We start from the raw sequence: 15,883 nt of genomic DNA, 5'->3' as shown, positions 1-15,883 counted from the left end.
CGGACCCGTCAACCAAAGTCACGGAGTCCAAATGACCACCACGCAATCACCCTATGCCACGCCTCCGTCGGTGCTGGCACAAATCACCTCCTTGCCCGATTTGTCGATGTCTGACATCAAGGCCCTCTGGAAGAGCCTGTTTGGGGCAGACAACCCGACCCACAACCGCCAGTTCCTAGAACGGCGCATCGCTTTCCGACTGCAGGAGATCGAGTTCCGCAAGATCGATCGCAACATGGTCGACCGCAACAAGCGCAGGATCCAGGCCATCATGGATTCCGGCCAGAACAAGAAGCTGGAGCGCGATTTCCATCTAATGGCGGGAACGATCCTCACCCGCGAGTACCAAGGCAAGGAATACCAGGTGATGGCCACGGTCGAGGGCCACTACGAATATGAGGGACGCCCGTACCGCAGCCTCTCGCGCATCGCAAAGGAGATCACCGGCACCGCTTGGTCTGGGCCGGTGTTCTTTGGCCTGAAGACCACCGCAGTACCTAAAACGCCGGCGAAGAAGGGAGCACGCAAATGAGCGAGGTTCTCAAGCGCCGCCAGCGGTGCGCCGTTTACTGCCGCGTGTCCAGCGACGAACGCCTGGACCAGTCCTTCAACTCCATCGATGCCCAGAAGGAAGCTGGTCACGCCTACATCGCCAGCCAGCGCAGCGAGGGCTGGATTCCGGTAGCAGACGACTATGACGATGGCGGTTTCTCTGGCGGCAACATGGAACGCCCTGGACTGCGTAGGCTCATGAATGACATCGAGGAAGGCCGCGTTGACATCGTGGTGGTCTACAAGATTGACCGTCTCACTCGCAGCCTGGCCGACTTCTCCAAGATGGTCGAGGTATTCGAACGTGCCGGTGTGTCCTTCGTTTCGGTGACACAACAGTTCAACACCACGACCAGCATGGGCCGGTTGATGCTCAACGTGCTGCTGTCCTTTGCGCAGTTCGAGCGGGAGGTGACCGGAGAGCGCATCCGCGACAAAATCACGGCGTCTAAGCGCAAAGGAATGTGGATGGGTGGCGTGCCACCTTTAGGCTACGACGTGAAGGACCGCCGCCTGATCCCTAACGAGCGCGAGGCCAAGATCATCCGGCACATCTTCACGCGGTTCGTGGAACTGGGCTCCACCACCAAGCTCATGAAAGAGTTGCGTATGGACGGGGTCACATCAAAGGCCTGGACCACCCAGGACGGCAATTTCCGCGAGGGAAAGCTGATCGATAAGGGCCTGATCTACAAACTGCTGGGCAACAGGACGTACCTTGGCGAGTTAAGACACAAGGAAGAATGGTTCAAAGGTGAGCACCAGCCTCTGATTGAGCCCAGCACCTGGGAGGCAGTGCAGTCCATCTTGAAAGTCAGCCCGCGCACCCGAGGCAACAACACCCGCGCCGCCATTCCCTTCCTGCTCAAGGGCATCGTTGAGGGCGCCGATGGTCGGGCGTTGACCGTGGCATGGACCCGTAAGGGCGCAGGCAAGCTGTACCGGTACTACATCCACACACGCGAAAACAAAGAACACGCAGGAGCTTCCGGTCTACCACGGTTGCCAGCAATCGAATTGGAAGCAAATGTGGTCCAGCAGCTGCGCTTGATCCTCCGCGCCCCGGATCTCAAGACCCGAGTGGCGCAACTTCTGACTGCAACGGACAACCAGGCAGACGAAGCCAAAGTTTGCATCGCCATGCTGCAGATTGAAAAGGTCTGGGACCAGTTATTCCCAGCCGAACAGGAGCGCATCGTCCGCCTGCTGATCAAGAAGGTGGTGGTCACGCCACACAACATTGAAGTGCAGTTCCGGCCGAATGGCATTGAGAGGCTTGCTGCGGAGATCAAACTGCCGGACCACGAGCAGAAAGTTGAGGAGGTAGCAGCGTGAACGAGATCAAGATCAAAGCGACTGGCGATGCCGATGTGGTCAGCGCCAGCAATGGCAGCCTGAACGTGACCATCCCCATCAAGATCACGAGGCGCGGTCGGCGCAAAGCGGTGACCCTGCCGGACGGCACGGCCTTGCAGCCGCGCGCGTGGGACAACCAGCCCACCCCGATGCAGTTGGCCCTGGTTCGTGGCCATCGATGGTTGGCCATCCTGGAGTCCGGCAAGGCACGGAACCTGGCCGAGGTTGCCGAGATGGAAGGGATGGACCGCGCCTACGTGAGCAGGATGGTGAACCTCACCACACTGGCCCCGGACATCGTGGCAGCCATCCTGGACGAGTCATTGCCGGACCATGTCACCCTGTTCGATCTGGCATCCGGAACTCCACTGCTGTGGGATGACCAACGGGCGCTTCTCTGTTTGTGATTTGCATGGCAATTTGACTTTTGCCCTTTACGGCTGCCTTGGTAGCATGGAGCCATGTGCAGCCACTTTGAATCCGTTCGCGATCGCCAAATACTAAAGAGCCACTTTCGACTGGACGATATTCCGGAGGGTGGCAAGTGGGATATGTGGCCTGGCTACTTGGGACCGTTCGTGCGTCGACATGAATTCGCGGACGTTGGTGACGAGGCTGTGCCGGAGCGCGAGGCACTGCTGGGATCTTTCGGTCTGGTCCCACACTGGGCCACGGACACCAAGATCGCCAGGCAAACCTACAACGCGCGCACTGAGACCGTGGCCTCCAAACCGAGCTTCCGTGATGCGTGGAAAAAGGCGCATCACTGCATCATCCCTGCGGACGCTATCTATGAACCCGATTGGCGATCTGGGAAAGCTGTTCCCACTCGCATTTCCCGCTCAGATGGTCAGCCCATGGGGATTGCGGGTCTGTGGTCATGGTGGAAGTCGCCCAAAGGGGAAGTACTCCATAGCTTCACGATGTTGACCATCAATGCGGACCAGCACCCGCTGATGAATCAGTTCCACAAACCGAATGATGAGAAGCGAATGGTGGTCGTCTTGCCTGAGCACCGATACGACGACTGGCTGAATGCCGATTCCCAGCAAAGTGCTGATTTCCTCCATCTGTACCCAGCCGAGGCGCTCAAGACGGATGTGGCGCCATCGAAGATCAGGTCATTGCTGGTGGATTAACCAAAATTCTCACTGAACAAACGGCAGTTCATCCCAACGGGTCGTGTAGCGGGGCGATCGGTTTTCAGCTCGCATCGCCCAACGTTGCACTACTCCACTGGCACCGGACCGGACCATCCCACGTCCAAACTCGCGATTGATCGCATCCATCGTCGCCATCAATCGTTCCGACTTTTCCCGAGCGACTGGGTCATCAAAAAGCGTGGTCTGCCGCGCGGTCTTGTCGGAGAGCAAGGTCAACATCACACCTGTCTTTTTGTAGCGAAATCCTTGGCGAAAGATTGCGGCCAGTCCTTTCAATGCAGCGTCCGTCAGCACCAGCGTGTCATCCGTTGCGTCAGGCATCGGCACTGTGATTCCGGCGTTGTACTGAGGCTCATCCTCCTTGAAGCGGTTGGTGAGCAGAAATACATAGACGGCACCGGCTGCTGATTTTTGCCGACGCAACTTTTCAGCCGCTGTTGCGAGGTAGCTGGCCACCGACTCACGCAACTCTGCCAAGGTTTCCACTGGCGCACCGAAGCTGCGCGACGACATGATCTGTTTTTTCGGCTGCGCAATGTCTTCGAGCTCCAGGCACGAGATGCCGCGCAGTTCGTTGCACGTTCGTTCCATCACGACGCCGAAGTGGGTTCGCATCTCCTTGGGAGATGCATTGCGAAGGGCCAGTACGGAGGTGATGCCCATCGCGGCCAGACGCTTCGTAATTCTTGGTCCTACACCCCAAACTTCACCAACTTCGACGCCGTGCATCCATGCCAGTCTCTCCGGCCGAGACAATGCATGCAGGTCACACACCCCATCGAACACGGGGTTCTTTTTGGCCAGATGGTTGGCAAATTTCGCGAGAGTTTTGGTGGGGCCAACCCCGACACACACAGGCAGTCCAGTCCATTGCTTGATGCGGTTGCGCATTTGATGCCCCATTGGGATGGCACCCCCATAGAGGTGTGCGACGGACTCAATGCGCAGGAATGACTCATCGATGCTGTACACCTCCAGATCGGGTGCAAAGTCTCGCAGCACCGTGGTCGCCCGGTTGCTCATGTCTCCATATAAAGTGTAGTTCGATGAGAACGCACGAATCCCATGTTGACGAGCGAGATCCTTCATCTTGAACCATGGCGTGCCCATCTTCACGCCCAGCGCCTTAACCTCATTGCTACGGGCGACGGCACAGCCATCGTTGTTCGAGAGCACCACAAGCGGGATGCCCTCAAGACGGGGTTGAAAGACCCTCTCGCAGGAGACGTAGAAGTTGTTGACGTCCACCAGCGCAAACTGCGGCGCGGCCGTCATGGTTAGCCTCTTGAGCTGTAGCGCCGAACCACACCCACCACCACGCCCCAGACCAGTAGCTCGCTCCCATCACTGAAAACGATGGGGCTGTATGCAGGGTTCTCGGCACGTAGTTCAACCCGGCCCATGTGCTTGTAGAGGCGCTTGAGCGTGTAGTCACCTTCGACCACGGCGACGACGATGTCGTCGTGCTTCGGCGCGAGGGCTCGATCTACGATAACTTTGTCGCCTTCTTCAATGCTCGCGCCGATCATGGAATCGCCCTTGACCGTGAACAGGAAGGTCGCAGGTTTGTTGCGCACCAGGTAGTCGTTGAGGTCGAGCCCCTCCTCAACATAGTCCGTGGCCGGCGACGGAAATCCTGCGCTGATCCTGTGCGACAGGAGCCGCAACTCGCGCGCAGCCGGCTCCAGGGCCAGGTCCACAGGGACTTGGCTCAAGGTCGGGGCTGGTCGGATCAGGTTGAGGATTGGCATCTAGATACTGTGTTTTTGACCAGTATAAATCACTGCCGCATTTCAGGTTGTTATTTCCGCGCGCCCGCCAATGCTGGAAATAAACCGATCTATTCGTCCACTCGTAAGTCGTTGATCTTGTTGACCTCAGCCGGAGGCTCTTGTGGACTTCGACCCATTCCCGGGCGTGAGGAATGCAGAGAGAAATGGCCGGAAGAGAGAGAACCAGGCGGAGAACCGGCCAGGTGGTGCGGTGGGCGAAGTCCGCAAGTTTCCGCACGAACCCGCAAGAACACGGGGCAACACGCGCGATCGCACAAGAAAAAACCCCAACTCAGACGAGTTGGGGTTTTGGTATTGGTGGAGCTGGGGGGATTTGAACCCCCGTCCATAAGCCTTTTTCGTACAGTTCTACATGTGTAGTCGTCTGATTTGAGTCTCGCCAAATGAACCGCGCAGCGACACGCTGAACACCCAGCCAGCACCCTTTTTTCTCACACCACCCCAAGGTACCCGAGGTGATGCCAGCCCATATGTTTTACCTTGCAGCTAGGACTTTGGAGGCTTTAACACCCCCATCACCCTAACCCAGCCTATCGGCCAACTGTTGCAAGGCTCACCGGATTAAGCGGCGAGTGCGAAACGTTCGTCGTTTGCAGTTAGTTTTTTTTCCGAAGATTAACGAGGATCAGAACCTCGACATGCCCTGCCACGCGTCCGAACCCATGTCGAAACCAGTGCAGCCCCTGAGCGTCCTATTTTAGGCGCTCTGGAGGAATTTCAAGAGGTCCATAGGAGAATCAATGTGCAAATGGGCATTCCAGCGCGAAATATCGGTCTGTTGGCCCAAATAACCATAGGTGGCGGCCACCGTGCCCATGCCTGCAGCCAGGCCTGCGACGATGTCGCGCTCGTCATCGCCCACATAAACACACCGGGCAGGATCGACCGACAAACGCCTTGCCGCTTCGAACAAGGGCTCGGGGTGGGGCTTGGCATGTGGTGTGGTGTTGCCGCTGACAATCGCGCCTGCTGTTGAAAAAAGCGGCATGGCCGCAGTCAGGGGATCTGTGAAACGGCTCGACTTGTTGGTGACCACACCCCATGCCAAACCTTGCGCCACCAAGCGGGCGATCATGTCAACCACGCCATCAAAGATGCGGGTGCGCTCGGTCATGCAGGTTTCGTAGTTGACGAAAAACTCCTCCCGCATGGCTTCAAAGTCAGGGTGTTCGGGCGTCAAACCAAAAGCGATACCGAGCATGCCGCGCGCGCCCGCCCCAGCCATGTGGCGGTAGTTCTCCAGAGGAAATGAAGACAAACCCCGATCGATCCGCATTTTGTCTGCCGCTGCACCCAAATCGGGCGCACTGTCAATCAGTGTGCCGTCCAAGTCAAACAATACGGCTTCTACATTGTGGAACATGGGTTCGTCAGCCTTTGCGGCACGCCAGCAGATAGTTCACGCTGGTGTCCTGGCTGAGCCAGTAGCGCTTGGTGAACGGGTTGTATTCCATGCCCTTGAAACCTTGGGCATTCAGTCCAGCTTCACGCGCCCAGGCACTGAGCTCACTGGGTTTGATGAGACGAGCAAATTCGTGGGTGCCTTTGGGCAGCAACTTGAGGATGTACTCTGCCCCCACAATGGCAAACAAAAATGATTTCGGATTGCGGTTGAGGGTTGAAAAGAACACCCAGCCGCCGGGTTTGACCATTTGCGCACAGGCTTTCACCACCGAGGCCGGATCGGGCACATGCTCCAGCATTTCCATGCAAGTGACCACGTCAAATTGCGCCGGTTGTTCAGCCGCGAGGGCTTCGGCACTGATTTCACGGTATTGAATGCCCTTGGTACCGGCTTCGAGCGCGTGCAACTGAGCTACTTTGAGGGATTTGGTGGCCAGATCAATGCCCAAAACCTGGGCGCCTTTACGCGCCATTGCATCGGCCAGGATGCCGCCACCGCATCCGACATCCAGCACATTCAAGCCCGTTAACGGCACCAGGCCGTGGATCCATTCCAAGCGCAGGGGATTGATCTGGTGCAGGGGACGGAATTCGCTTTCAGGGTCCCACCAGCGGTGAGCCAAATCGGAAAATTTGGCCAGTTCGGCCGGATCAACGTTAGAAGCAGATGAATTCATGGCCTGAATTGTCGGTCAAACCACCCATGACAACAAAGTGGGGACGAAAAAAAGCCCCATTGCTGGGGCTTTTTGCGTGATCCGGTGAAGGATTACTTGTTAGAGCGTGTACCCACCACTTCGATTTCCACGCGGCGATTCTTCGAACGGCCAGCAGAAGTCTTGTTGTCGGCCACAGGCTGCTTCTCGCCTTTGCCTTCGGTGTAAACACGGTTCTTCTCAATGCCTTTGGAGACCAGATAGGCTTTCACAGAGTCAGCGCGCTTGACAGACAGCTTCTGGTTGTAAGCATCGGTACCGATGGAGTCAGTGTGACCCACAGCGATGATGACTTCCAGGTTGATGCCCTTGACTTTGCCAACCAGATCGTCCAGTTTGGCTTTGCCTTCGGCCTTGAGGACCGACTTGTCGAAGTCGAAGAAGGCGTCAGCTGCGTAAGTCACCTTGGTGGCGGCTGCTGGAGCAGGTGCTGGAGCAGCTGCCTTGGGAGCTGGTGCAGGCGCTGCAGCAGGCTTGGGAGCGGGTGCGGCAGGTGCTGGAGCAGCTTTGGGTGCAACGATGGCACCATCGCAACCAGCAGCGGCGGTTGCAGGTGTCCAGTTGGCATCACGCCAGCACAGCTCTTGGGTACCGTTTTTCCAAACCAGCTCGCCGGATCCGTTGCGCCAGTTGTCGATGGTTTGCGCGCCAGCGGCGGTTGCGAGAGCTGCGGAGGCCAACAACATCGCCACTTTGTTCAGTTTCTTCATGGTCTTCCTCTTGAGGGATAAAGCCGCAGCCTCGCTGCGAAAAAATGACGCTGCGGATGACCGTCACCCGCTGCGTTGAGTTTTATTGTGCCATAGACAAGGGGGGACTCTGTCAAATGCAAGACTGACAGGAAAAGCCATCGTTCAAATGCACAACAAATGTTGCATGGACGCTACACCCGCTTGCACCTAAAATGACAGGTTTACACCGCGTCACCCTTCCCGCCCTATATGACCCAGTTCGCCAAAGAAACACTGCCCATCAGTCTGGAAGAGGAAATGCGGCGCAGCTACCTCGATTACGCCATGAGCGTGATCGTGGGCCGCGCACTGCCTGATGCACGCGATGGCCTCAAGCCCGTGCACCGCCGGGTTTTGTTTGCCATGCACGAGCTCAACAACGACTGGAACCGCCCTTACAAAAAGTCGGCCCGTATCGTGGGTGACGTGATCGGTAAATACCACCCACACGGCGACCAGTCGGTGTACGACACCATCGTTCGCATGGCGCAAGACTTCTCGATGCGCCACATGTTGGTGGATGGCCAAGGTAACTTCGGCTCGGTGGACGGCGACAACGCGGCGGCGATGCGTTACACCGAAATTCGATTGGCCAAGATCGCCCACGAGATGCTGGGCGACATCGACAAGGAAACCGTCGACTTCGGCCCCAACTACGACGGCTCTGAAAAAGAACCCCTGGTCCTGCCTTCGCGCCTGCCCAACTTGTTGATCAACGGCTCGGGCGGTATTGCCGTGGGCATGGCCACCAACATCCCCCCACACAACCTGAACGAGGTGGTGGACGCCTGCCTGCACTTGCTGCGCAACCCTGAAGCGTCCATCGACGAACTGATGGAAATCGTGCCTGCGCCCGACTTCCCGACGGGCGCCATCATTTACGGGATGACCGGCGTCAAAGAAGGCTACCGTACCGGGCGCGGCCGCGTGGTGATGCGTGCCAAGTGCCACTTTGAGGACATCGACAAAGGCCAGCGCCAGTGCATCGTGGTCGACGAGTTGCCCTACCAGGTCAACAAGAAGACCCTGCAAGAGCGCATGGCCGAGCTGGTGCACGAGAAGAAAATCGAGGACATCAGCCACATCCAGGACGAGTCCGACAAGTCGGGCATGCGCTTGGTGATCGAGCTCAAGCGCGGTGCGGTGCCCGAGGTGGTGCTGAACAACCTGTACAAGCAGACCCAGCTGCAAGACACCTTTGGCATGAACATGGTGGCCCTGATCGACGGCCAGCCCAAGCTCTGCAACCTGAAAGACCTGATCCAGGTCTTCCTGCAGCACCGCCGCGAAGTGGTGACACGTCGCACGGTGTTCGAGCTGCGCAAAGCGCGCGACCGCGGCCATGTGCTGGAAGGCCTGGCCGTGGCTTTGGCCAACATCGACGATTTCATCGCGATCATCCGCGGCGCGCCCACTCCCCCCGTGGCCAAGGCCGAGTTGATGACCCGAGCCTGGGACAGCCAGATGGTGCGCACCATGCTGACCCGCGCACGCGATGACGGCTCGGTCATCAACGCCGACGACTACCGTCCCGAAGGTCTCGAGCGCGAATACGGCATGGGCCAGGACGGCCTGTATCGCCTGTCGGACACACAAGCGCAAGAAATTTTGCAGATGCGCCTGCAACGTCTGACCGGCCTGGAACAAGACAAGATCGTCGCGGAATACAAAGAGGTCATGTCTGAGATCGAAGACCTGCTGGACATCCTGGCCAAGCCCGAGCGTGTGTCGACCATCATTGGTGACGAGCTGGGCACCGTGCGCCAGGAATTCGGTCAGACCAAAATCGGCGCACGCCGCAGCGAGATCGAGCACAGCGCGCAAGACCTCTCGACCGAAGACCTGATCACCCCCACCGACATGGTGGTCACGCTTTCACACAGTGGCTACATCAAGAGCCAGCCCCTGAGTGAATACCGCTCACAAAAACGCGGTGGTCGCGGCAAGCAAGCCGCCGTCACCAAAGAAGACGACTGGATCGACCAGCTGTTCATCGCCAACACACACGACTATTTGCTGTGCTTCTCGAACCGGGGCCGTCTTTACTGGCTCAAGGTCTGGGAAGTGCCTGCGGGTTCGCGTGGCTCACGCGGTCGCCCCATCGTCAACATGTTCCCGTTGCAAGAGGGCGAGAAGATCAACGTGGTGCTGGCCCTGACTGGCGAAGCGCGCACCTTCCCCGAAAACCAGTACGTTTTCATGGCCACCTCCATGGGCACGGTCAAGAAGACCTCGCTGGACGAATTTTCAAACCCACGCAAGGGCGGCATCATTGCCGTCAACCTCGACGAAGGCGACTTTTTGATCGGTGCAGCCCTGACCGACGGCCAGCACGACGTGATGCTGTTCAGCGACGGCGGCAAGGCCGTGCGCTTTGACGAAAACGATGTGCGCCCGCTGGGCCGCAGCGCCCGTGGCGTGCGCGGCATGATGATCGAAGAAAGCCAGAGCGTGATCGCCATGCTGGTGGCGGGTGACGAAACACAAAGCGTGCTGACGGCCACCGAAAACGGCTACGGCAAACGCACCTCGATTGCGGAATACACCCGTCATGGCCGTGGCACCAAGGGCATGATCGCCATCCAGCAATCCGAGCGCAACGGCAAAGTGGTGGCAGCCACCTTGGTGCATGCCGATGATGAAATCATGCTGATCACCGATACTGGCGTTCTGGTGCGCACCCGCGTGGCCGAAATCCGCGAACTCGGCCGTGCCACACAAGGCGTGACCTTGATTGGTCTGGACGAAGGTGCCAAGCTGTCCGGCTTGCAACGCATTGTCGAAAACGATGCGAATGTGCCCGAAGGCGATGCGGTTGATGGCGATGCCACACCGGACGACGGCGCAACTGCAGCGGAATAAGTGATGGGGCGCGCTTTCAACTTTTCGGCGGGTCCCGCCGTGATGCCCGAGGCTGTGCTTCAACAAGCCGCTGCAGAGATGCTCGACTGGCACGGCTCGGGCATGAGCGTGATGGAAATGAGTCACCGGGGCAAGGAATTCATCAGCATCTACGAGCAGGCCGAAGCGGATCTGCGTGAATTGCTGGCCGTACCTGCCCACTTCAAGATTTTGTTCATGCAAGGCGGTGGCTTGGCTGAAAACGCCATCGTGCCCTTGAACCTGTCGCAAGGCGGGGCCATGGACTTTGTGCTGACAGGCAGCTGGAGCCAGAAGTCACTCAAGGAAGCCGGCAAGTACGGGCAAGCCCGCGTCGCCGCCAGCGCGCAAGCCGATGACTTCACCACCTTGCCCAACCCGGCATCCTGGCAAATCGGCCCCGACAGCCGATACGTGCACATCTGCGGCAATGAAACCATCCATGGCGTGGAGTTTCACGAACTGCCCGACCTCAAAGCCCTGGGTTGCAATGCACCTCTGGTGGTGGACTTTTCCTCGCATGTCGCCTCGCGCACTGTGGACTGGTCACGCGTAGGTCTGGCTTTTGGCGGAGCACAAAAAAACCTCGGCCCAGCGGGTCTGACCTTGGTCATCGTGCGCGAAGACCTGATCGGCCACGCCCTGCCCCATTGCCCCAGCGCTTTCGACTACAAACTGGTGGCCGACAACCAGTCGATGTACAACACCCCCCCGACTTACAGCATTTACATCGCCGGGCTGGTGTTCCAGTGGCTCAAGAAAAACGGCGGCATTGCCGCCATGGAGCAGACCAACATCGCCAAAGCGCAGCTGCTGTACGACTTCCTTGACAGCTCCGGCTTTTACGTCAACAAAGTGGCCCACAACTGCCGCTCGCGCATGAACGTGCCCTTCTTTTTGCGCGACGAGTCGCGCAACGACGCCTTCCTGGCGGGGGCCAAAGCCGCGGGTCTGCTGCAACTCAAGGGCCACAAATCGGTGGGCGGCATGCGCGCCAGCATTTATAACGCCATGCCCCTTGAAGGCGTACAAGCCCTGGTGGCCTACATGCGCGAATTTGAAAAAAAACAGGCCTGAACCAGGCCGCCAGAAAGAGACTTGCGGACATGAGCCAACAACCCATTCAGTCGGATGCCCTGGGTGCCCTGCGCGTGCAAATTGACGCGCTGGACAAACAACTGCTGAGCCTGCTGAACCAACGTGCCCATGTGGCCGAGCAAGTGGGCGAAATCAAACGCGCCGAAGGATCGCCCTTCTTTCGTCCCGACCGCGTGGCGCAAGTGATCGACAAGATCACCCAAGCCAACCCCGGCCCGCTCAAAAACGAACACGTGGCCTCCATCTGGCGCGAAATCATGTCGGCTTGCCTGGCGCTGGAAGCCCCTCAGCGCGTGGCGGTGCTCGGCCCGCAAGGCACATTCTGCGAGCAAGCGGCCATCGAATTTTTTGGCAGCGCCGCCAACCTGATTTACTGCGCCAACTTCGACGAAGTCTTCCACGCCACCGCCGCAGGCACAGCCCAGTACGGCGTGGTCGGCATGGAAAACTCCACCGAAGGTGTTGTGGCCCGCTCGCTGGATCTGTTCTTGCGCTCGCCTGTGCATGTGGTGGGCGAAGTCAGCCTGCAGGTGCGCTTTAACTTGCTGCGCCAGCTCAACTCGGACGCAGGCATCGAAGTCGTGATGGCCCACCCCCAGGCCCTCGCCCAATGTCAGGGTTGGCTGTCCAAACACCTGCCGCATGTGGAGCGCCGCGCTGTTTCCAGCAATGCCGAAGGCGCGCGCCTGGCGGCCACCAACCCGGCCTGGGCCGCTTTGGCCAGCGAACGTGCGGCCAGCCAGTTTGGCTTGCACATCGTGCACCACGCCATCCAGGACGAAGCCTTCAACCGCACCCGCTTTGCCGTGATCGCCCTTCCGCAAACCCTGGCCACGCCCCCGGCATCGGGCAAGGACTGCACCAGCCTCGTGGTGTCGGTGCCCAACCGCCCGGGCGCGGTGCACGATCTGTTGGTGCCGCTCAAAAACAACGGCGTGTCCATGACCCGCTTCGAGTCACGACCCGCCAAATCGGGTCAGTGGGAGTATTACTTCTACATCGACCTGCAAGGCCACATCAGCGAGCCCCATGTGGCGGCTGCCCTGCAAGAGCTGCAAGGCCTGTGCGCGTTCTACAAGGTGCTGGGCTCTTACCCGGTTTCTGAATAATCTGCCCATGAAGTTCCAACGCCTGGCCCTGATCGGCTGCGGCCTGATGGGCGGCTCGTTTGCGCTCGCCTTGCGCAAAGCCGGCCTGGTGCAGCACATCACCGGCTTCAGCGCCTCCGACAAAACCCGACAACGCGCCGTCGAACTCGGGGTCATTGACCAGGCCTGCACCAGCGTGGCCGAGGCCGTGCAAGGCGCAGACCTGGTGCTGCTGGCCGTGCCCGTGGGCGCGATGCACAGCAGTTTTGCCGCCCTGCAAGAGTCACTGGCACCGCAGGCCCTGCTGATGGATGTGGGTTCCACCAAATCCGATGTGATCGCTGCGGCCCGAGCCGCTTTAGGTGACCGCCTGCCCTGCTTCGTGCCCGCACACCCGATTGCGGGCAAGGAAGTCGCAGGCATCGAACACGCCGAGGCCAGCCTGTACCAGAACCGGCGCACCATCCTCACCCCGCTGCCGACCACGGGCATCCACCGCCTGCACACCGCGCACGAGGTTTGGACGGCCATCGGCAGCCATGTCAGCACCCTCACGCCCGAGGCCCACGACGCCACCTTTGCCGCCGTCAGCCACCTGCCCCACCTGCTGGCGTTTGCCGCCATCAACGCCCTGACCGCCCAACCCCAGGGCGCGGCCTTTCTGGACATGGCGGGGCCGGGTTTTCGGGATTTTTCGCGCATCGCGGCCAGCGACCCGGCCGTCTGGCGCGACATCTTGAGCGCCAACCACGCCGAAGTGCTGACCCAGATCGCCCACTTTCGCGCTGCACTTGAGCAATTTGAAACCAGCCTGAAACAGGGCAACACCCCGGCGTTGCAACAGCTGATCGAACAAGCCAGTGGCGTGCGCTCGGCCTGGACACTGCAAGCGGGCAACGCCTGCAACAAAGCTTCTGAAACCCAGCCTTCATGAAGGTGCGCAACAGCTGCACCCTGAAGGCGCTTTCACGTTAAAACCATGTTCTCCACCGCCTTCCTTGACCTCCCCGCGCTGCAAGGCGCGTCCGGCACCGTCACCCTGCCCGGCTCCAAAAGCATCTCCAACCGCGTGCTGCTGCTCTCGGCCCTGTGCCAAGGCACCACCGTGGTCCACGACCTGCTGGACTCGGACGACACCCGTGTGATGCTGGCCGCACTGCGCCAACTGGGCTGCGGCGTCGAGGTAAAAGGCACCACGGTGACCATCACCGGGCTGGGCGGCCGCGCCTGGCCCACCGAGGCCATTGAATTTTTCATGGGCAACGCGGGCACGGCCATGCGTCCGCTCACAGCGGCATTGGCCGTGAAGGGCGGCGACTTCACGCTCAAAGGCGTGCCCCGCATGCACGAACGCCCGATTGGCGACCTGGTAGACGCCCTGCGCGAACTCGGCTGCGCGATCGACTACCTGGGCAACGAAGGTTTCCCGCCGCTTCGTGTGCGGCAGCCCACACTCCAGCTCGACAAGCCCATCCCCGTGCGCGGCGATGTATCCAGCCAGTTCCTCACGGCGCTGCTGATGGCCTTGCCGCTGGCAGCGCAGGACCGCGCCATCACCATCGAGGTGGTCGGCGAACTCATCAGCAAGCCCTACATTGAGATCACGCTCAACCTGCTGGCGCGCTACGGCATTGCCGTGGAGCGTCAGGGCTGGGAACGCTTTGTGATTCCCGCAGGCAGCCGCTACCAGTCGCCCGGCAGCATACACGTCGAAGCCGATGCGTCTTCGGCCAGCTATTTCATTGCGCTGGGGGCCATTGCCGCAGGCGATCCTTCTAAAGGCTCCCAAGGCAAAGGCATCCGCATCCAGGGCGTGGGTGCCGACTCGATCCAGGGTGACATCCGCTTCATGGACGCGGCAGCGCAAATGGGCGCAATGATCACCAGCGGTCCCAATTGGCTGGAAATCCAGCGCGGTGCCTGGCCCCTCAAAGGCATCACCCTCGACTGCAACCACATCCCCGATGCCGCCATGACGCTGGCTGTGATGGCGCTCTATGCCGACGGCCCGACCACGCTGCGCAACATCGCCAGCTGGCGCGTGAAAGAAACCGACCGCATCGTGGCCATGGCCGCCGAAAGCCGCAAGCTGGGAGCCACCGTCGAAGAAGGCCCGGACTGGATCACCATTCACCCTCTGCCTGCTGGAAAGTGGCAACGCGCCAGCATCCACACTTACGACGACCACCGCGTGGCCATGTGTTTCTCACTGGCCACCTTCAATCCCGATCAGGTCCCGGTGCGCATCGAAGACCCCAAGTGCGTGGCCAAGACCTTCCCGGACTACTTCGAGGCTTTGTTCTCGGTGGCGCACACGGCAGCCACCAACATCCCGGTCATCTGCATCGACGGCCCCACCGCATCGGGCAAGGGCACGCTCGCCAGCCGGGTGGCCGCCCAGCTCGGGTACCACTACCTGGACTCGGGTGCACTCTACCGCGTGACGGCTTACGCAGCTTTGCAAGCGGGCCTGACGCTCGAAGCCGCCGACGAAGCCGCCATCGCCAACCTGGCCCGCAGCCTGCCCGTGCGTTTTGAAGGCGAGCAGGTCTTGCTGGACGGCGTGGACGTAACCGATGCGATCCGCAGCGAACAAGGCGGCATGAACGCCTCCAAGGTGTCCGTCTTGCCCGCCGTGCGAGATGCTTTGGTCGACCTGCAACACAGTTTCCAGCGCTTGCCGGGTCTGCTGGCCGACGGCCGCGACATGGGCACGGTGATCTTTCCGAACGCCCCTTTGAAGGTGTTTTTGACCGCCAGCGCCGCCCAACGCGCCGAAAGACGGCATAAGCAATTGATTTCTAAGGGTTTTTCGGCTAATATCGATGCTCTTTGCGCTGACTTGGAAGCGCGTGATGCCCGGGACATGTCCCGCAGCGTTGCGCCTCTCAGGCCCGCACAAGATGCCTTGCAACTGGACAACTCGCAGCTCTCCATCGAAGCCTCGGTGGAACAGGTGATGGTCTGGTGGCAAAGTCGGCAGGTTTTCGGTTGAAAGACTGAATCACCGGCCACCCGGCCCGCCCTGCGCGGGCTGATTGAAGGTTCCACGCCGCTCCCCTCGTGCAGCTTGCACACCGGCAGTGTGGATTTTTGAAACCA

General features: G+C 59.8%; 14 protein-coding genes and 1 other RNA gene. 9 read left to right on the top strand and 6 right to left on the bottom strand.

Annotation, left to right across the window (positions count from 1 at the left end; translation table 11 throughout):
* Nucleotides 1–31: 31 nt before the first annotated feature.
* From B9Z47_RS11390 to B9Z47_RS11375, 4 genes are read left to right on the top strand one after another with little or no spacing between them, the layout of a single operon-like run.
* Nucleotides 32–532, top strand: coding sequence for a DUF2924 domain-containing protein (locus tag B9Z47_RS11390; RefSeq protein ID WP_108331363.1), 501 nt, complete (start codon nucleotides 32–34; stop codon nucleotides 530–532).
* Complete coding sequence (locus B9Z47_RS11385; protein ID WP_108331362.1) at nucleotides 529–1,887, top strand: recombinase family protein; 1,359 nt, start codon at nucleotides 529–531, stop codon at nucleotides 1,885–1,887. Before B9Z47_RS11390 ends, B9Z47_RS11385 begins: the two co-directional genes overlap by 4 nt.
* Entirely contained in the window at nucleotides 1,884–2,315 is a 432-nt protein-coding gene (locus B9Z47_RS11380; protein WP_108331361.1) for a hypothetical protein, read from the top strand. Before B9Z47_RS11385 ends, B9Z47_RS11380 begins: the two co-directional genes overlap by 4 nt.
* Before the next feature lie 54 nt (nucleotides 2,316–2,369).
* Entirely contained in the window at nucleotides 2,370–3,047 is a 678-nt protein-coding gene (locus B9Z47_RS11375) for an SOS response-associated peptidase (RefSeq protein WP_108331360.1), read from the top strand.
* Nucleotides 3,048–3,056: 9 nt separating this feature from the next.
* Here B9Z47_RS11375 and B9Z47_RS11370 read toward each other — a convergent pair whose 3' ends face one another.
* From B9Z47_RS11370 to ompA, 6 genes are all read right to left on the bottom strand, one after another.
* Nucleotides 3,057–4,346, bottom strand: coding sequence for a Y-family DNA polymerase (locus B9Z47_RS11370; protein WP_108331359.1), 1,290 nt, complete (start codon nucleotides 4,344–4,346; stop codon nucleotides 3,057–3,059).
* 2 nt (nucleotides 4,347–4,348) lie between these two features.
* Nucleotides 4,349–4,786 carry a LexA family transcriptional regulator gene (locus B9Z47_RS11365; RefSeq protein ID WP_233253774.1) on the bottom strand — a complete coding sequence of 146 codons (438 nt, stop codon included), beginning with the start codon at nucleotides 4,784–4,786 and terminating at the stop codon, nucleotides 4,349–4,351.
* A 373-nt stretch (nucleotides 4,787–5,159) separates the two neighbouring features.
* Nucleotides 5,160–5,548, bottom strand: a transfer-messenger RNA (tmRNA) gene (gene ssrA / locus B9Z47_RS11360).
* Between the two features lie 13 nt (nucleotides 5,549–5,561).
* Nucleotides 5,562–6,227 (bottom strand): HAD-IA family hydrolase, encoded by a 666-nt coding sequence (locus tag B9Z47_RS11355; protein WP_108331357.1) that lies wholly within the window; start codon nucleotides 6,225–6,227, stop codon nucleotides 5,562–5,564.
* A gap of 7 nt (nucleotides 6,228–6,234) precedes the next feature.
* Nucleotides 6,235–6,945: a bifunctional 2-polyprenyl-6-hydroxyphenol methylase/3-demethylubiquinol 3-O-methyltransferase UbiG gene (ubiG, locus tag B9Z47_RS11350; RefSeq protein ID WP_108331356.1), complete on the bottom strand. Its 711-nt coding sequence runs from the start codon at nucleotides 6,943–6,945 to the stop codon at nucleotides 6,235–6,237.
* Nucleotides 6,946–7,037: 92 nt separating this feature from the next.
* On the bottom strand, nucleotides 7,038–7,694 hold the full coding sequence (gene ompA, locus B9Z47_RS11345) for an outer membrane protein OmpA (protein ID WP_108331355.1): 657 nt from the start codon (nucleotides 7,692–7,694) through the stop codon (nucleotides 7,038–7,040).
* 231 nt (nucleotides 7,695–7,925) lie between these two features.
* Between ompA and gyrA the strand changes: the two genes are divergently transcribed.
* Genes gyrA through B9Z47_RS11320 form a run of 5 tightly spaced genes read left to right on the top strand, consistent with a single transcriptional unit; the run spans nucleotide 7,926 to nucleotide 15,776 of the window.
* On the top strand, nucleotides 7,926–10,577 hold the full coding sequence (gyrA, locus tag B9Z47_RS11340) for a DNA gyrase subunit A (RefSeq protein WP_108331354.1): 2,652 nt from the start codon (nucleotides 7,926–7,928) through the stop codon (nucleotides 10,575–10,577).
* 3 nt (nucleotides 10,578–10,580) lie between these two features.
* On the top strand, nucleotides 10,581–11,672 hold the full coding sequence (serC, locus tag B9Z47_RS11335; protein ID WP_108331353.1) for a 3-phosphoserine/phosphohydroxythreonine transaminase: 1,092 nt from the start codon (nucleotides 10,581–10,583) through the stop codon (nucleotides 11,670–11,672).
* A 29-nt stretch (nucleotides 11,673–11,701) separates the two neighbouring features.
* Nucleotides 11,702–12,802, top strand: a complete 1,101-nt coding sequence (gene pheA / locus B9Z47_RS11330) for a prephenate dehydratase (protein ID WP_108331352.1) — start codon at nucleotides 11,702–11,704, stop codon at nucleotides 12,800–12,802.
* 7 nt (nucleotides 12,803–12,809) lie between these two features.
* A complete protein-coding gene (locus tag B9Z47_RS11325; RefSeq protein ID WP_108331351.1) occupies nucleotides 12,810–13,715 on the top strand; it encodes a prephenate dehydrogenase/arogenate dehydrogenase family protein in 906 nt (301 codons plus the stop codon).
* A gap of 45 nt (nucleotides 13,716–13,760) precedes the next feature.
* Nucleotides 13,761–15,776: a bifunctional 3-phosphoshikimate 1-carboxyvinyltransferase/cytidylate kinase gene (locus tag B9Z47_RS11320; protein ID WP_108331350.1), complete on the top strand. Its 2,016-nt coding sequence runs from the start codon at nucleotides 13,761–13,763 to the stop codon at nucleotides 15,774–15,776.
* Nucleotides 15,777–15,883: the final 107 nt, after the last annotated feature.

Origin of the sequence: Limnohabitans sp. 2KL-1 (assembly GCF_003063435.1) — a bacterium.
In the GTDB taxonomy this organism is placed as follows: domain Bacteria; phylum Pseudomonadota; class Gammaproteobacteria; order Burkholderiales; family Burkholderiaceae_C; genus Limnohabitans_A.
Note: the sequence above shows the minus strand (reverse complement) of the source record. Positions and strands in the feature narration are given on the sequence as shown.